15 protein-coding genes are annotated in these 16,259 nt (G+C 64.7%); 10 read left to right on the top strand and 5 right to left on the bottom strand.

Annotated features, from left to right (window positions below; all coding sequences use genetic code 11):
• Positions 1 to 12 precede the first annotated feature (12 nt).
• From BG60_RS06010 to BG60_RS06000, 3 genes are read right to left on the bottom strand one after another with little or no spacing between them, the layout of a single operon-like run.
• Positions 13 to 1,341 carry an NAD(P)/FAD-dependent oxidoreductase gene (locus BG60_RS06010; protein ID WP_008348274.1) on the bottom strand — a complete coding sequence of 443 codons (1,329 nt, stop codon included), beginning with the start codon at positions 1,339 to 1,341 and terminating at the stop codon, positions 13 to 15.
• A 21-nt stretch (positions 1,342 to 1,362) separates the two neighbouring features.
• Positions 1,363 to 2,079: a 3-oxoacyl-ACP reductase FabG gene (fabG, locus tag BG60_RS06005; RefSeq protein WP_008348275.1), complete on the bottom strand. Its 717-nt coding sequence runs from the start codon at positions 2,077 to 2,079 to the stop codon at positions 1,363 to 1,365.
• 4 nt (positions 2,080 to 2,083) lie between these two features.
• On the bottom strand, positions 2,084 to 2,344 hold the full coding sequence (locus tag BG60_RS06000; protein ID WP_008348277.1) for a phosphopantetheine-binding protein: 261 nt from the start codon (positions 2,342 to 2,344) through the stop codon (positions 2,084 to 2,086).
• Between the two features lie 454 nt (positions 2,345 to 2,798).
• On the opposite strand from BG60_RS06000, the gene BG60_RS05995 reads away from it, so the two are divergent.
• The 7 genes from BG60_RS05995 to BG60_RS05965 all read left to right on the top strand — a co-directional run bounded on the left by BG60_RS05995 (position 2,799) and on the right by BG60_RS05965 (position 10,774).
• Entirely contained in the window at positions 2,799 to 3,452 is a 654-nt protein-coding gene (locus BG60_RS05995) for a COG4648 family protein (RefSeq protein WP_034470877.1), read from the top strand.
• A 20-nt stretch (positions 3,453 to 3,472) separates the two neighbouring features.
• On the top strand, positions 3,473 to 5,155 hold the full coding sequence (locus BG60_RS05990; protein WP_033536279.1) for an ApeI family dehydratase: 1,683 nt from the start codon (positions 3,473 to 3,475) through the stop codon (positions 5,153 to 5,155).
• A 68-nt stretch (positions 5,156 to 5,223) separates the two neighbouring features.
• Positions 5,224 to 6,126 carry an LpxL/LpxP family acyltransferase gene (locus BG60_RS05985; RefSeq protein ID WP_051079015.1) on the top strand — a complete coding sequence of 301 codons (903 nt, stop codon included), beginning with the start codon at positions 5,224 to 5,226 and terminating at the stop codon, positions 6,124 to 6,126.
• A 4-nt stretch (positions 6,127 to 6,130) separates the two neighbouring features.
• Positions 6,131 to 6,715 carry an outer membrane lipoprotein carrier protein LolA gene (locus BG60_RS05980; RefSeq protein ID WP_008348284.1) on the top strand — a complete coding sequence of 195 codons (585 nt, stop codon included), beginning with the start codon at positions 6,131 to 6,133 and terminating at the stop codon, positions 6,713 to 6,715.
• A gap of 7 nt (positions 6,716 to 6,722) precedes the next feature.
• Complete coding sequence (locus BG60_RS05975; protein ID WP_008348286.1) at positions 6,723 to 9,095, top strand: MMPL family transporter; 2,373 nt, start codon at positions 6,723 to 6,725, stop codon at positions 9,093 to 9,095.
• A complete protein-coding gene (locus tag BG60_RS05970) occupies positions 9,092 to 9,904 on the top strand; it encodes a polysaccharide deacetylase family protein (protein WP_008348288.1) in 813 nt (270 codons plus the stop codon). The genes BG60_RS05975 and BG60_RS05970 overlap by 4 nt, the downstream gene beginning before the upstream one ends.
• A gap of 183 nt (positions 9,905 to 10,087) precedes the next feature.
• Positions 10,088 to 10,774 (top strand): GntR family transcriptional regulator, encoded by a 687-nt coding sequence (locus BG60_RS05965; protein ID WP_160172879.1) that lies wholly within the window; start codon positions 10,088 to 10,090, stop codon positions 10,772 to 10,774.
• Positions 10,775 to 10,793: 19 nt separating this feature from the next.
• Here BG60_RS05965 and BG60_RS05960 read toward each other — a convergent pair whose 3' ends face one another.
• Both BG60_RS05960 and BG60_RS05955 read right to left on the bottom strand, forming a co-directional pair.
• Positions 10,794 to 11,996 (bottom strand): mandelate racemase/muconate lactonizing enzyme family protein, encoded by a 1,203-nt coding sequence (locus BG60_RS05960; RefSeq protein WP_008348293.1) that lies wholly within the window; start codon positions 11,994 to 11,996, stop codon positions 10,794 to 10,796.
• A gap of 46 nt (positions 11,997 to 12,042) precedes the next feature.
• The gene (locus tag BG60_RS05955; RefSeq protein WP_008348295.1) at positions 12,043 to 13,314 is read right to left on the bottom strand and encodes an MFS transporter; all 1,272 of its coding nucleotides are present in this window, start codon (positions 13,312 to 13,314) and stop codon (positions 12,043 to 12,045) included.
• A gap of 353 nt (positions 13,315 to 13,667) precedes the next feature.
• On the opposite strand from BG60_RS05955, the gene BG60_RS38130 reads away from it, so the two are divergent.
• From BG60_RS38130 to BG60_RS05940, 3 genes are all read left to right on the top strand, one after another.
• On the top strand, positions 13,668 to 14,036 hold the full coding sequence (locus BG60_RS38130; protein WP_144403678.1) for a hypothetical protein: 369 nt from the start codon (positions 13,668 to 13,670) through the stop codon (positions 14,034 to 14,036).
• Positions 14,037 to 14,217: 181 nt separating this feature from the next.
• Positions 14,218 to 14,940 carry a class I SAM-dependent methyltransferase gene (locus BG60_RS05945; RefSeq protein ID WP_008348298.1) on the top strand — a complete coding sequence of 241 codons (723 nt, stop codon included), beginning with the start codon at positions 14,218 to 14,220 and terminating at the stop codon, positions 14,938 to 14,940.
• An 80-nt stretch (positions 14,941 to 15,020) separates the two neighbouring features.
• Positions 15,021 to 16,226, top strand: coding sequence for a beta-ketoacyl-[acyl-carrier-protein] synthase family protein (locus BG60_RS05940; RefSeq protein WP_033536216.1), 1,206 nt, complete (start codon positions 15,021 to 15,023; stop codon positions 16,224 to 16,226).
• Positions 16,227 to 16,259: the final 33 nt, after the last annotated feature.

Genomic DNA, 16,259 nt, shown 5'->3' with positions numbered 1-16,259 from the left:
GATCGAGCATCATCAATTGGCCGATAGCTCCGCGCGTTGCGCATCGCGCAGATTGCGGCGGCGCTGACGATACGCGCGCAGCGAATTGCGCCAGTCGAGCGCGGCCGAGATGTAATAGATGCCCTTGAATGCACGCAGCGAATGCCAGATCGGCGTCGAGCCGAAGATATCGCCCGCGAGCAGCGACAGCAGCGCTTCCTTCATGCGCAGCGGATTTCTCGGGCCCATGAAGAGATTGCGCATCGTCGGCGAGGTCATGCGATAGATGAACCACGAGAACTCGCGCGGACCGTGACGCACGTCGCGGTCGAACTTCGCGAGCGCGGCTTGCGCGTTCGCGGGATTCGTCAGCGCGGCGTCGATCGCATCCGCGCCCGCGAACGCGCTCTGCATCGCAAGCATCACGCCGGACGAGAACACCGGATCGATGAACGCGAACGCATCGCCGAGCAAGAGGAAGTTGCGTCCGTGCGTCATGTCGCCGGTGTACGAGTAGTTGCCGGTCGCGTGGACTTCGCTGATCAGTTCGGCATCCTTCAGGCGCGCGGCGAGCGGCGGGCACATCGCGATGGTCTCGCGAAAGAACGTCTCGACCGACGTGCCCTTCGGACGCTGCTTCAGATACGCAGGCCACACGACCGCGCCGACGCTCGTCGCGCCGTCCGCGAGCGGAATGAACCAGAACCAGCCGTGCTCGAACCAGAACACGGTGATGTTGCCTTCGTTTTCGCCTTCGTTGCGGCGCGCGTTGCGGAAATGGCCGTACAGCGCCGACGAGTTGTGCCGTTCGTTGCGGCGCTTCGTCTTGAAGTGATTCGCGAGCAGCGTGTCGCGCCCCGAAGCATCGACGACGAAACGCGCCCGCACGTGCTCGATGCGGCCATCGTCGTGTTCGGCGTCGATCGTCGCGCTCGAACCATCCGGCGCGAACGCGACATCGCGCGCGCGGCAGCCTTCGCTCACCTGCGCGCCGTGCTTCGCGGCGTTGCGCAAGAGGATGTCGTCGAGCTCGGAGCGGCGCACCTGATATGCGCTCGGCATCGACTTGTCCCACGCATCGGCGAAAAGGAAACGCTGCATGCGATTGTCGTGCTGCGGCGATACGAACTCGGCCGCGAGCTTGACCATGCCGATGGCGCGCACTTCATCCGCGATGCCGAGCTTTTCGAACAGCCGCAAGTTCGCCGGCAACAGCGATTCGCCGATATGAAAACGCGGATGCCGCGCCTTCTCCAGCACGCGCACGCGATAGCCGCGGTCCGCGAGCAGGGTCGCGGCGGTCGATCCGGCCGGTCCGCCGCCGATCACGACGACATCCCAGGTTTGCGTCGTTTCACTCATCTGCGTCCCTCGGTGTGCTGTTCAGGCGATCCCGCCGTTGATCGACAGGACCTGCCCGGTGACATAAGCCGCCGCATCCGACACCAGATACGCGACCATGCCCGCGATTTCTTCCGCCGTGCCCGCGCGCTGCGCCGGCACCAGTTGCTTAATGCGCTCGGGCGGAAAGGCGCTGCCGAGCATCGGCGAATCGATGACGCCGGGCGCCACCGCGTTCACGGTGATGCCGCGCGACGCGAGTTCCTGCGCCAGCGCACGCGTCGCGCCGATCAGCCCGGCCTTCGCGGCGGCATAGTTCACCTGCCCGCGATTGCCCATTAAACCCGACAGCGACGACATGTTGACGATGCGTCCCCAGCGCGTGCGGATCATCGGCATCAGAAGCGGCTGCGTGACGTTGAAAAAACCGTCGAGCGTAACGTCGAGCACGCGTTTCCATTGCTCACGCGTCATGCCGGCCATCGGCGCGTCGTCGTGGATGCCCGCGTTGTTCACGAGAATCTGCACCGGGCCGTCCGCGAGGATGCGCGCGAGCGCGGCGTCGGTGGCCTCGGGATCGGTCACGTCGAAACCGATGGCATGCGCCGTGCCGCCCGCCGCGCGAATGGCTTGCACGCAGCTTTCAGCACGCTCGATGCCGCCGTTCGCGTGAATCCAGACTTCGTGTCCGGCCGCGCCGAGCGACCGGCCGATGGCTTGTCCGATCGCGCCGCTGCCGCCTGTCACGAGCGCGCGCATGGCCTTATCGCGTGCGATGCGCGGCGACGTGCGCCGCGAGCGCGCCGAGGCTCGCGAAAATCTTCTGATTGTCCGGATTGTCCGAGCGCAGTTCGAAGCCGTACTTCTTCGAGATCAGGAGCGCGATCTCCAGAATATCGATGGAATCGAGCCCGAAACCTTCTTCATACAACCGCGTATCGGCCGAGACGGCCTTGGGATCGACGTCCTCGAGATTCAGTTCGGCGACGATCAGCTCGGCGAGCTCTCTTTCCAGTTCATTCATCGTGTGTACAGGCCAGCGCAGGGAGGCGCCAAGGGCGGCTCGGAAAACGTGCGCCCCGCTTATCCGCACGTCGTCGGCTGCCTGTTATCGAGATAATTGCAGTGGCGAAATTCTAGACGATGCCCCTTGGGACGCCTAGTAGGAAAGGTAACTGGCCGCATGGCATCCGGCACCGGTGTAATTTTGAGAAAAATCAGGGAGTTCGCCGCGTGACGGGACCCCTGCGTCGGTAGGGTAAAATTCGCGCGTCTGACGAATGTAAGATCATCGAACAATCGGTTACAGACCGCCCGCGCACCGGCGCGGGAAAATGATCGTCAGGCGGGCGACTGCCGAGTTTTCTTCAACAACCGAGCGTTCACTAAAGAGCGCCGCAGCCGCATCCCATGTTGCGTACCTTTTTTCATCGACCAGCGGTTTTCGAGCGCCCGTCGCGTCCCGCGGGAGCGCGCCGGTGAACGCCACCCGCTTTCTGCGCGCGGCGGGCGTCGTTGCCGCGATCGTCGCGGATCAGCTTGGCGCGCACCATGCCGCGTCCACGCCCGGCGCGCACGGACTCGGCCTCGCGCTCGTGCTCGCACCCCTTTTGTTGATCGCGCTGAACGCCGCCGTGCGCTCGAACGCGCGCGCGTGGCTCTTGCCGCTCTGGGCACTCGGCTGCATGGCGCTTTGGCTCGCGCGTGCGCCGCTCACCGCGCATTTCGGCTGGGGGCTGTGGATCGAACACACGAGCTTCAATCTCGCGCTCGCGTGGATGTTCGGCCGCACGCTGGGACCGGGCCGCGAGCCGCTCTGCACGCAGTTCGCGACGATGGTCCACGGCAAGCTGGAGTCGCGCGTCGCGCGCTACACGCGGCGTGTCACCTTGGCATGGACGCTCTTCTTCGTCGCGACCGCGTTCGTATCGACGATGCTGTTCGCGTTCGCATCGATCGTCACGTGGTCCACGTTCGCCAACTATCTCGCGCTGCCGCTCGTCGGGCTCATGTTCGTCGCCGAATACGCGTGCCGGCGCATCGCGCTGCCGGACATGGAGCCGTCGAGCATCATGGACGCCGTTCGCGCCTACGCGCATTCGATGCAGATGCGTCGCAGCGGAGCGCAGTGATGCCGTCGAATTCATCGCACATGCAGACTTTTCCGCTGGTTTTCCACACATCGCCGGATCAGACCATCGCCTGGCGCGACGGCGCGAGCGTCTCCGTGCGCGACTTTCTCGCCGATGTCCGCGCGCTCGCCGATGCGCTTCCCGAAGGCGGGCATGTGTTCAACGTGTGTACGGACCGGTATCGCTTCACGGTGAGCCTGTGCGCGACGCTCGTCGCGGGCAAGACGAGCCTGCTGCCTTCGACACACACGCCGGAAATGGTGCGCGCCCTCGCCTCGTTCGCGCCCGACGCGTTTTGCCTGCACGACAGCGACGATTGCGCGATCGATCTGCCGCGCTTTCGCTATCCGGAGGTTGCGCACGTGGACGTTTCCGGCGAAGCGCAGGTTCCGCATATCGACGGGGCGCGCGTCGTCGCGTACGTGTTCACGTCCGGCTCGACCGGTGTGCCGGTGCCGCATCGCAAGACGTGGGGCTTTCTCGTGAAGAACGTGCGCGCCGCCGCCGACCGGCTCGGCCTGCTCGGGCAAGCCCGCGCGACGCTCATCGGCACGGTGCCGCCGCAGCACATGTACGGCTTCGAATCGACGGTGCTGCTCGCGCTCATCGGCGGCCTCGCGTTCAGCAACCGTCAGCCGTTCTATCCCGTCGATATCCGCGCGGAACTCGACGCCGTGCCGGAACCGCGCGTGCTCGTCAGCTCGCCGATCCATCTGCGCGCGCTCTTTGCCAACGACGAAGCGTTGCCGCGCGCATCGCTCGTGCTGTCGGCGACCGCGCCGCTTTCGGAAAAGCTCGCGCTCGACGCCGAAGCGCGCCTCGACGCGCCGCTGATGGAAATCTACGGCAGCACCGAAACGGGCCAGATCGCGACGCGCCGCACTGCGCGCACCGCCGCGTGGGAATTGTTTCCCGACATCGCGCTGACGCCACGCGCCGACGATGCCGACGATGCCGGCGAACCGACCATGTGGGCGTCGGGCGGACACGTCGAAACGCCGGTGCCGATGGGCGACGCGCTCGAACTCATCGACGAGACGCATTTTCTGCTGCACGGGCGCAAGGCGGATCTCATCAACATCGCGGGCAAGCGCACGTCGCTCGCGTATTTGAATCATCAGCTGAACGCGGTGCCGGGCGTGGTCGACGGCGTGTTCTACATGCCTGACGAAACGGAAGCCGACAGCGAACCCGTGCGCCGTCTGATGGCGCTCGTCGTCGCGCCGAGGCTTGCCGTGGCGGACTTGCAGCGCGCGTTGCGCGAGCGCATCGACGCCGCGTTCATGCCGCGTCCGCTGCTGTTCGTCGAGACGCTGCCGCGCAACGCGACCGGCAAGCTGCCGCGCGACGTGCTCACGCAACTGATCGAGCAGGAACGCAAGCGGCGCGCGGCGTTGAGCTTCACCGTGCCGCCGGATCATCCCGCGCTCGCCGGACATTTCCCCGGCCATCCGATCGTGCCGGGCGTCGTCCTGCTCGATCACGCGCTCGACGCGATCGGCGCCGCGCTCGGCACGAGCGTTGACGCGTGCAGGATCGAATCGGCGAAATTCCTGAGTCCGGCGAAACCGGGCGAGGCGCTCGATATCGCCTACGAAACGGCGGCGAGCGGCGCGATCCGCTTCACGATTCGCGCGGGCGCACGCGCGGTGGCGAGCGGCGCGCTCGCGGCGCCGTCCGCCGGGGACGCTCGAGCATCGTGAACAAGCCGCGCAACCGCGACGACTGGGCCGACCGCCAGGAACGCAGCAACCTCGCGTTGCTGCGCTTCATGACGTGGATATCGCTGCGCTTCGGACGGCGCATCGGGCGCGTGCTGCTGCGGATCATCACCGCGTATTTCGTCGTGTTCGCGCCGCGCGCGCGGCGTGCGTCGCGCGGCTATCTGAATCGCGCGCTCGGGCGGCATGCGGGCTGGCGCGACGGGTATCGGCATGTGTTTTCGTTCGCATCGACGATTCACGACCGCATCTATCTGCTCAACGAGCGCTTCGATCTGTTCGATATCCGCACGCACGGCGTCGAGGATGTCGAAGCGGCGCTCGCCGGCGGACACGGCGCGTTCTTGATGGGCGCGCATCTCGGCAGCTTCGAAGTGGTGCGCGCGATCGGGCGGGCGCAGCCGCATATCCGCATCGCGATCACGATGTATGAAGAGAACGCGCGCAAGATCAACGCGATCCTCGCCGCCGTGAATCCGGCCGCGCATCACGATGTGATCGGTCTCGGCAAAGTCGATGCGATGCTCAAGGTGCGCGAGCGGCTCGATGCGGGCAGCCTCGTCGGCATTCTCGCGGACCGCACGCTGCCCCAGGCCGGCGACGCGCTCAGGGAACGCGACTTTCTCGGCGCGCCCGCCGCGTTTCCGCTCGGGCCGCTGCATATGGCGGCGGTGCTGCGCCGTCCGGTCGTCTTCATGACGGGGCTGTATCTCGGCGGCAATCGCTACGACATCCATTTCGAAACGCTCGCCGATTTCTCGACGATCGAGCGCGGCGAGCGCGCCGCCGCCGTCGATGCCGCGCTCACGCGCTATGTCGCGCTGCTCGACAAGTATTGCCGCGCCGCGCCGTACAACTGGTTCAACTATTTCGATTTCTGGCAGACGAGCGCCGCGCAGGACCACGCGCCCGCGAGCGCGGCGCCGCTGCGGGAAGCGACGAGGGATTCCTGAACTCATGCGAATTTTCGCCGCCGTTCTGACGGCCGCCTTGCTGTCGGCTGCATCGACGATCAGTGCCGCCGCCGACGCCCCCTGGACGCTCGATCGCCTGATGAACACGCTCGGCGCGAAGAAATCGGGCCGCGCGCATTTCACCGAGACGCGTTATCTGAAGATCGCGCAGGCGCCGCTCGAATCGTCGGGCGAGCTCGTGTTCGTCGCGCCCGATCATCTGGAAAAGCACACGACGAGTCCGAAGCCGGAGAATCTTGTCGTCGATGGCGACATGCTGACCGTCGACCGCAACGGCCGCAAAATCACGATCCCGCTGCGCAACTATCCGGAACTGGGCGCGTTCATCGAAAGCATTCGCGCGACGCTCGCGGGCAACCGCTTCGCGCTCGAAAATGCGTACAAGGTTTCGATCGACGGCAAAGGCAACGACTGGACGATGACGCTCGTGCCGATCGATTCGCGCATGCAGCAGAAAGTCAGCTCGATCACGCTCGCAGGCACGGGCGCGGCGCTCGCGCGCGTCGAGATTCGCCAGGCCGACGGCGACCGCTCGCTGATGCGCCTGCAAGACGCGTCGGCGCACTGACCGCGGCATGCGCGCGGTCTCGCGGTCCTTGCGTCAGCCGGCGGTCATCGTCTGGCTGTGCTTTCTCGCGGCGTGCGCGGCGATCATCGCGCGCGCGAGCTTTTCCGCCGATCTCTCCGCTTTCCTTCCGCGCACGCCGAGCGAGCAGCAGCGCGTGCTCGTCGAGCAGTTGCGCGACGGGCTCGTGTCGCGGCTGATTCTCGTGGGCATCGAGGGCGGCGATGCCAACGCGCGCGCCGGCCTGTCGCGCAAAATCGCGGCGACGCTGCGCGAGGACAAGCGCTTTTCGGCGATCAACAACGGCGAGCCGGTCGGACAGGCGCGCGACGAGCGCTTCGTGTTCGAGCATCGCTATCGGCTGAGTCCATCGGTTACGCCCGAGCGCTTCAGCGAATCCGGCCTGAAAGACGCGCTCGCCGACAGTCTCGACCTGCTCGCCTCGTCCGCGGGCATGATGACGAAGGACTTGCTGCCGCACGATCCGACCGGCGAAGTCACCGCGCTCGTCAGCCGTCTCGACAGCGGCGCGCAGCCCGCGATGCACGGCGGCGTGTGGGCATCGCGCGACGGCCAGCGCGCCGTGTTGCTGGCGCAGACCGCGGGCCCCGGTTCCGACACCGACGCGCAAGCGAGCGCGATGGCCGCGATCCGCGCCGCGTTCGACAAGGCCGCGCCGGGCGCGACGCCTTTTCGCCTGCTGCTGACGGGGCCGGGCGTCATCGCCGTCGAATCGCGCGACACGATCATGCGCGACGTGCGCTGGCTGTCGGCGGCGAGCATCGTGCTGATCGTCGTGCTGCTGCTCGCGGTGTATCGGTCGGTGCCGACGCTCTTGCTCGGCCTGATGCCGGTGCTTTCCGGCGTCGCGGCGGGCGTGGCCGCCGTGAGCCTCGCGTTCGGCACGGTCCACGGTCTGACGCTCGGTTTCGGCACGACGCTCATCGGCGAGGCGGTCGACTATTCGATCTATCTCTTCGTGCAATCGGCGGGCGTTCAACGGCGCGAATCGCTGAAGGACTGGGTCGCGGGCTTCTGGCCGACGATCCGTCTCGGCGTGCTGACGTCGATCTGCGGCTTCGCCTCGATGCTCTTCTCCGGCTTTCCGGGCCTCGTGCAGCTTGGGCTGTATTCGATCGTCGGTTTGTCGACGGCGGGCATCGTCACGCGCTTCGTGCTGCCGCATCTGCTGCCGCAAGGCTTCGCGATTCGCGATGTCTCGCGCCTCGGCAATGTGCTCGCGCGTTTCGCCGCGCGCGCGTCGCACTTGCGCGTGGCGCTCGCGGTGCTGCTTTTCGTCGCGCTCGCGACGCTGCTCATGCAGCGGCACGGCTTGTGGAGCCAGGAGTTGTCGTCGCTCAGCCCGGTTCCGAAGGCGAGCCAGGATCTCGACGAACGCCTGCGCGCGGATGTCGGCGCGCCGGACGTGCGCTATCTCGTCGTGGTGTCGGCGGCGAGCGAGCAGGCCGCGCTCGAGCGCGCGGAAGCCGTCGCGCGGCAATTGCAGCCGCTCGTCGATGCCCGCGTGATCGCCGGTTTCGAAAGCCCGGCGACGTATCTGCCGAGCGACGCCGCGCAGCGCGCGCGCATCGCGAGCCTGCCGGATGCCGATACCTTGCGCGCGCGTCTCGCGCCCGCCCTGCGCGATCAGACGATCCAGGTGAAGCCCGAGGTTTTCGAGCCTTTCATCGCCGATGTCGAAGCCGCGCGCGCGCAGCCGCTCTTGCGACGCGCCGATCTGCGCGGCACGTCGATGGCGCTCGCCGTGGATTCGCTTCTCACCGAACGCGACGGCCGCTGGACCGCGATGCTGCCTTTGCGCGCGGCCGAAGGCTCGGACGTGCGGGTGCACCAAATTCGCGCGGCGGTCGCGGCGGCGCGCGTGCCGGACGCGCTGTTCGTCGACATGAAAGCGGAAGCCGATCGCCTCTACCGGAACTACGTGCACGAGGACATTCGCCTGTCACTCGGCGGATTCGCCGCGATCGTCGTGCTGCTGGTGCTCGCGCTGCGCTCACCGGTGCGCGCGGCGCGCACGCTGGCGCCGCTCGTCGCGGCGGTGATCGTCGTGATCGCGGGCCTCGCGCTCGCGGGCAAGTCGCTGACGATCCTGCATCTGATCGGCATGCTGCTGATTGTCGCGGTCGGCTCGAATTACGCGCTCTTCTTCAACTATCGCGCGCACGCCGAAAACGACGCGGTTTCGCCGCAAACGCTCGTCTCGCTCGTGATCGCGAATCTCGCGACCGTGCTCGGCTTCGGGCTGCTCGCGCTGTCGAACGTGCCGATGCTCAAGACCTTCGGGTTGACGGTCGGTCCCGGCGCGATTCTGGCGCTGCTGTTCTCGGCGATTCTCGCGCCGCGCTCGGGATTGTCGCGATGAACGCGCCCGGCGAGCCGCGCCGCTGGACGCCGACGCCCTTGATCGGCGGCGCGGCGGCCGTGCACGCGGGCGCGCTGGCATCGCTGATCCTCGCGCCCGCGACCTGGCCGTGGGCGGCGGGCGGCGTGATCGCGTCGCATCTCGCGCTGACGGCGGCGGGACTCTGGCCGCGAAGCGCCCTGCTCGGCCACAACTGGACGACGCTCCCCGAATCGGCGGGTGCGTGCATCGCCATCACCATCGACGATGGCCCCGATCCCGACGTGACGCCGCGCGTGCTCGATCTGCTCGACGCGCATCGGGCACGGGCGACGTTCTTCTGCATCGGCGAGCGGGCGCGCGCCTATCCGAACATCGTTCGGGAAATCGTCGCGCGCGGACATGCCGTCGAGAATCACAGCCAGCGGCATCGGCATGATTTTTCGCTGATGGGACCGGGCGCGTTGCGGCGCGAGATCGACGCTGCGCAAGCCACGTTCGAGGAAATCGTAGGCACGCGGCCCCTCTTCTTTCGCGCGCCAGCGGGCTTGCGCAATCCGTTTCTCGAACCGGTGCTGTGCGCGCTCGGCCTGCAGCTCGCCAGTTGGACGCGGCGCGGATTCGATACGCGCACCGGCGACGCATCGCTCGTTTCGCGACGTTTGCTGAACGGATTCGCTGCGCGCGACATTCTGCTCGTCCACGATGGCCACGCCGCAAGGGACGCGAACGGCGCGCCCGTCGTGCTCGCCGCGCTCGACACCGTGTTGCGCGCGGCGGCGGATCGCGGGCTTGTCACCGTCACATTGCGCGAGGCGATCGTCGGATAGACGGCGCGGCCCCTCCGCTCGATTCTGGTGAGCACCCCATTCACTCCGCGCACACTATTGTTTCGGATTGCAAATAAGAATCTTCCGGAAGAGAAAAGCCACAGTCGCAAAGTATGCTTGGATCCGAAGCGATGTGTCTTTTTCCGTAAACAATATGTCGGATGACGAAGATAAGGGGTGACTGTGAGAGGGCTTGAACGAATTGCTTTTGATGCACCGAAGTCACTGGCGGAGATCACCGAGGAGCGGCTACGACAGTTGATCGTCAATGGAGAACTGGAGTTTGGGGAACAAGTCACGGAATCCAGGCTGTCCGACCTTTTTGGCTTGAGCAAAACGCCCGTCCGTGAAGCGCTCCTTCGATTGAGCATTGCCGGCCTCGTCGAGATAAAAGCGCGATCGGGAACCTATGTGTTCTCGCTGACGGACAAGAACATCTGCGACATCAGTACGCTACGCATTACGCTCGAACAGGCCGCCATTCGCTCCGCCATGCGCGAGAACGCTGCCCGCCTCATGGAAGAACTGAACCGGAACCTCGACGCTGCACGCGCCTTGCACGCAACGTTCGAGTTGGCAACGTATCGCGCGCTCGATCATGAGTTTCATCAGATTCTCGTCAGGCATTCGGACAACCCTTATCTGATCGATTGCTACTCGACGATAAGCACGAAGGTATTGGCGATGCGCAATCGCCTGACGTTCTCGCGCGAGTACATCAATAAATCGATTGACGAGCATCGTGCAGTCACCCGCGCGCTGGTCGAAAACGATGTCGACGGAGCCTGCATCATTCTTGCAGAACACGTCAACTGTGGCTTCACGGAGCGCACGCGACGTCTGTTGACAGACATCGCGCGAATGCAGTAACGCTGGGCGCGTGGTGTGCTTATTCGATCGTGAAGGCGTGATACCGCTTCACGACGTCATCGTTCAGTTGTTGCCCAAGCCCCGGCAAATCCGGGACTGAGAAGTCGCCGCGCTCGGGTTGATAGTCGTGAATGCACAACTCGCGCACGCAATCCTTCAGGCTGTGCGTGTGATGCTCGTGAATGATGAAGTTCGGTACCGCGGCTTCGAGGTGGAGCGCTGCCGCAGTCGAGACCGGCCCGCCGCAGATATGCGCCTGCATCGTCGCGTCGTACAGGTTTGCATAGTCACAGATTTTCTTCGCCTCCGTCAGTCCGCCGCAAAGGCAAATATCCGGCTGTATCACGGCCACGGCCTGTTTTTCGAACAGATCGCGATAACCCCAACGCGTATAGCAGCGTTCGCCGGTCGCGATCGGGATAGACGTATTGCGCGCGACCATCGCCATGTTGTCCATGTTGAGCGGATGAACCGGCTCTTCATAGAACAGGATGTTGTACGGCTCGACAGCCCGCGCGAACTGGATTGCTGCGTTGACCCCAAGCAGCGCGTGGGCTTCGATGATGATGTCGACGTCCGGCCCGACAGCTTCGCGCATGGCCGCGATCCGTTCCTCACCCATGCGCAACTGGTCCGCTCGTAACAGCCCGAAGTAGTTCTGGTTGACTTCCCAATCGAGCGGCGGGCCGCCGTTGCGGTCGACTTGCAACGGGTCGACCTTGATCGCCGTATAACCCTGCGAGACGGCTTTGCGTGCTGCGTCGGCGTACTGCTCGGGGCGTGTAAGCATTTGATGCGTGTCGCTCCAACCGAACTGAAGTTGACTGGCATAGGCGCGCAACCGCTCGTTTGTCTTGCCGCCGAGCAACTGATAGACCGGCGCGCGCAGGGCTTTGCCGCGAATGTCCCACAGAGCGATATCGATCGCGCTCATGCCCGCGTAGAAGACGTTTCCGCCGCCCATGCCCCAAAACGTTGCGCGGAACAGGTTTTCCCAGATCGCTTCGACCTTCATCGGATCTTTGCCGATGATGCGCGGGGCCAGGTCGCGCACGATGCCGACGCCCGCCTTTGCGCCCGCGCCATAGGCCAGGCCGACTTCGCCGATGCCGCTGATTCCTTCATCGGTATTGATACGGATAAGGACCGGATTGAAGCGCGCCATGCGCGGATCGGTTCGGCTGACTTCACAATCGAATATTTCGACGTTCGTTATTTTCATTTATCAATATTCCAGAGAGACTTCGATGGAGCCCGATGCGACGATGTCAAGCGTTCGCGGTTTGCGCCGACGGACCGACCTTCGGTGTCTGGCGAGGAATGCTCATCGTGACCAGCACACAGAACGCGGCGACGCACAAAGCCGCCTCGACCATGAACACGCCATATGATCCGTAAGCCTGAGAGACATGTCCGAGCGCCTGGTTCGCGAGAAAGCCGCCGAGACTGGAGCACGAGTTGATAAAAGCGATGCTCAACGCGAGACCGGCCGGGGACAGCATTGCAGGGGGAATGGCCCAATACGGGCCGTAGAAGCTCAGAATGCCAACGCCAAACAACGCCATGCCAGCCATGCGAAGCGACATGGACGGAACGCTCGCGATGACGAAGAAGCCGACACCCGCAAGCAGCATCGGTAGCGCGGCGTGCCATTTGCGTTCGCCCGTGCGGTCGGAGTGCGCGCCCCAAAGCGGCATCGATATCATCGCGCAGACATACGGCAGCGCCATGATGAGCCCGGTTTGCGTATCGGTCAGGGACGCCGCGAATCCCTTCACCTGCCCCGGAAGCCAGTAATTCGATGCTTGCGAGGCCGCTTGAATCAGCATGTATGAGAGCGCCAGTTTCCAGATCGTCGAATTGCCCAACACCATCTTCAGCGTCGGCTGTTCGTCGGCGCCCTGCGCGCTTCTTTCCCGCTGCAACTCCGCTACGAGCCACGCTCTTTGATCCTTGTTCAGCCATTTGGCATCCGCAGGCGCGTCGACCAGAATGAAGAAAGCCAGACCGCCCAGCAGAATGGTCGGCACGCCTTCGATCGCGAATAGCCAGCGCCAGCCGCCATACCCGGCCATGTGGACGTGCTCGACGATCCAGCCGGACATCGGCCCCGCGACGACCGAGGAAAAGGCAATCGCCATCATGAAAAACGACGTGACCTTGGCTCGCTCGCGAGCAGGGAACCAGCAGGCGAGATAGAAGATCATGCCGGGGAAGAAACCCGCTTCGAACACGCCGAGCAGCAGGCGCGCGATCGCGACGTGGGTCGCAGTCTGGGCAAAGAATGTCAGTGCTGTAACCGCGCCCCACACTATGACGATGAAGCTGATCCAGCGGCGCGCGCCCAAGCGCTGAAGCGCGAAGTTGGCCGGAATCTGGCACAGCAGATACGACGCAAAAAACATCGATGCGATCGTGCCGAACTGGGTCGGGGAAATGTCCAACTCCCGATTCATTTGCAGGGCCGCGAAACCGACATTCACCCGGTCGAGATAGTTGAAGAAGTAAAGAATGAACGCGAACGGCACGATCTTCCACATCACCGTTCGAATGACCTGCGGCCCAAATTCCTGACGCTCCAAAAATGCCTCCCGAATATCGAATGGTCAACATACCTATTTAATATTGACAACACGGTATCCAGCAGCGTTTTCTCGGTCAACCCGAAGTATCTGATGTATGAGATACCAATTTGTGTGCCGTAGCGTGTCACGCTTCGCTTTTTCAAATCTTCGCAATTCTAAACATCCAAGAACGATCGATAGACAACGTCCTATTTGAGCGAAGACCTTCAGTCAGCGAATTTTTCGAAGCCAAAACCGAAACAGGAGAATGAAAGGTGCCAGCGCAAGAAGCATCACGATTTCCAGTGCCCCTTCGCACTCGAGGCAACGTGGTTCAGAATCCGGATGCCGTCGCCGAAGCGAGGCTGTCGTCTTTGCTCGACGCAAAAGCCGTCGCCATACTTGAAGCGACGCCTGAGCTCGACAGCATCATTGAACGCTTGCATCAAAGTCACGGATATCTCGCAAGAGCCGAGGCGGATCTCTTGCATCTGCGAAGCTCGCTCAGGATGCTGGCCACGCAAAAACGGGCCGCGCAAGCGGATATAGACGCGGCAGTCGAGCAAGCAACGACCGCCGTTAGCAGGACCGTCGAAAACCGCGTGCAACTTGCACTTGACGCGTCGCGAAACGGAATAAACGTCAGGTTCTTTTGCGTCGATCACTTCGAGAATCCCGCGAGCGCGGACGGTCTGTGAAGGCCGAAATCTTCGCGCAACGATCGATCCGCGCGCGGATGTGCTTCGTCGCGATGCGGAAAAAACAACGTGTTCAGACTCGAACATGTTCAACGATCTCCGGCGCTCTCGAAAGATTGAATCTATAGTCGAGGGCTGACCCGTCAGGGGCCGTTGCATACGTGAACTCACCCTTGCCCGAATGCTGCCCGCCGCGCTCATCGAAACCGCCAGCCGCCCCTACCGCGCGGCGGGCCGGTTCGCGTGGCACTTCGCATCGGCCAAGCTGCGTCGCGATCCGTTCTTCGCCCATATCCTCGCGCACGGCCTGATTCCGGATGGCGCGCGCATCCTGGATCTCGGCAGCGGCCAGGGCTTGCTCGCCGCGTGCCTCGTCGGCGCGCACGCGTGGCATCGCGAACACGCCCAGCGTGCGTGGCCCGCGCGCTGGCCCGCGCCGCCCGTGCCGCGCTCGATTCACGGAATCGATCTGACGCCGCGAGACGTCGCCTGGGCGCGCATCGCGTTGCAGGCGCACGAGGTGCGCATCCGATTCGTGTGCGACGACATTCGCGCCGCGCCGTTTCCCGATGCCGATGTCGTCGTCGCCTGCGATGTGCTCCATTACGTCGATGCCGACGCGCAGGTGTCGATCCTCCGCCGCGCGCGCGCCAGCCTCGCGGCGAACGGCGTGCTCCTGCTGCGCGTCAGCGATGCCGCCGCGGGCTGGCACGCGCGCCTCGATCGCGCCATCGATTTCGGCATGCAGATCGCGCGTTCGGGGCGCGCGAACGGTCTGACGGTCCGCAGCGAGGCGCAATGGCTCGCGCTGCTCGGCGATCTGCGATTCGCGGTCTCCATCCGTCAGATGGGCCATGGCGCGCACGACGCCAATCGTCTGTTGATTGCGCGTCCCGCCGGCTGATTGGCAGCATCGTCCAAAGGCCTCGTTTGTTACAATTCATCGTTTTCGAACGCTCCCGACTCAAGGGAAACGAGCCCGTAGTGAATCCTCTTCTGCTTACGCATTTCACCGCGACGAGTTGCGCGGGCCGCGGGCTCGACGCGACGCTCGCCGCGCTCTCGGACGCACGCAGCGGACTCGCGCCGTGCGACTTCGAGGGCGCCGCGCTCGCCACTTATACGGGCCGCGTCGCGGGCATCGAGGATGCGCCGGTGCCCGCGGATCTCGCCGCGTTCGACTGCCGCAACAACCGGCTCGCGCAACTCGCGATGACGCAGGACGGCTTCGACGACCGCGTCCGCGAAGCGATCGCGCGTTACGGCTTGGAGCGCGTCGGCGTGTTCATGGGCACGAGCACGGCGGGCATCCTCGAAACCGAACTCGCCTACCGGCGTCGCGACACCCGGACGGGCGCGCTGCCCGCCGATTTCAATTACGCCAACACGCACAACCCCTATTCGCTCGCCGCTTTCGTGCGCGCCTATTTCGGGCTGCGCGGGCCGGCGGCGTCGGTGTCGTCGGCGTGTTCGTCGGGCGCGAAGGTGTTTGGGTCGGCGCGGCGCATGCTCGAAAGCGGCGTGATCGATGTGGCCATCGTCGGCGGCGTCGATACGCTCTGTCTCACGACGCTCTACGGTTTCAATTCGCTGGAACTGCTCGCGCCGGGTCCGTGCAAGCCGTTCGACGTGAAGCGCGACGGCATTTCGATCGGCGAGGCGGCGGCGTTCGCGCTGCTCGAACGCGATTTGGCCGATCCCGCCGATGACGACGCGATCCGCCTGCTCGGCATCGGCGAATCGAGCGATGCGTATCACATGTCGTCGCCGCATCCGGAGGGACTCGGCGCGCGCATCGCGATGGAACAGGCGCTCGCCAGCGCCGGTCTCGATGCGAGCGACATCGGCTACGTGAATCTGCACGGCACGGCGACGCCCAGCAACGACGCCGCCGAGAGCCGCGCTCTTACGAGCCTGTTCGCGCGCGTGCCGTGCAGCTCGACCAAGGGCGCGACGGGGCATACGCTCGGCGCGGCCGGCGCGCTCGAAGCGGTGATCGCCGCGCTGACGCTGCAGCACCAGATGATTCCCGCAGGCGCCAATACCACCGAGCCGGACCCGGCGCTCGGCCTCGACTACGTGCTGACGACGCGCGCCGCGCCGTTGCGGGCTGTGCTGTCGAACTCGTTCGGCTTCGGCGGGACGAACTGCAGTCTCGTGTTCGGACGCAAGGGAGCGGCATCGGCATGACTCCATTGCGTGCATTTATCGAAGGCATCGGCG

The organism is Caballeronia zhejiangensis (assembly GCF_000698575.1).
GTDB lineage: Bacteria > Pseudomonadota > Gammaproteobacteria > Burkholderiales > Burkholderiaceae > Caballeronia > Caballeronia zhejiangensis.
This window is presented reverse-complemented; position numbering and strand designations above follow the sequence as displayed.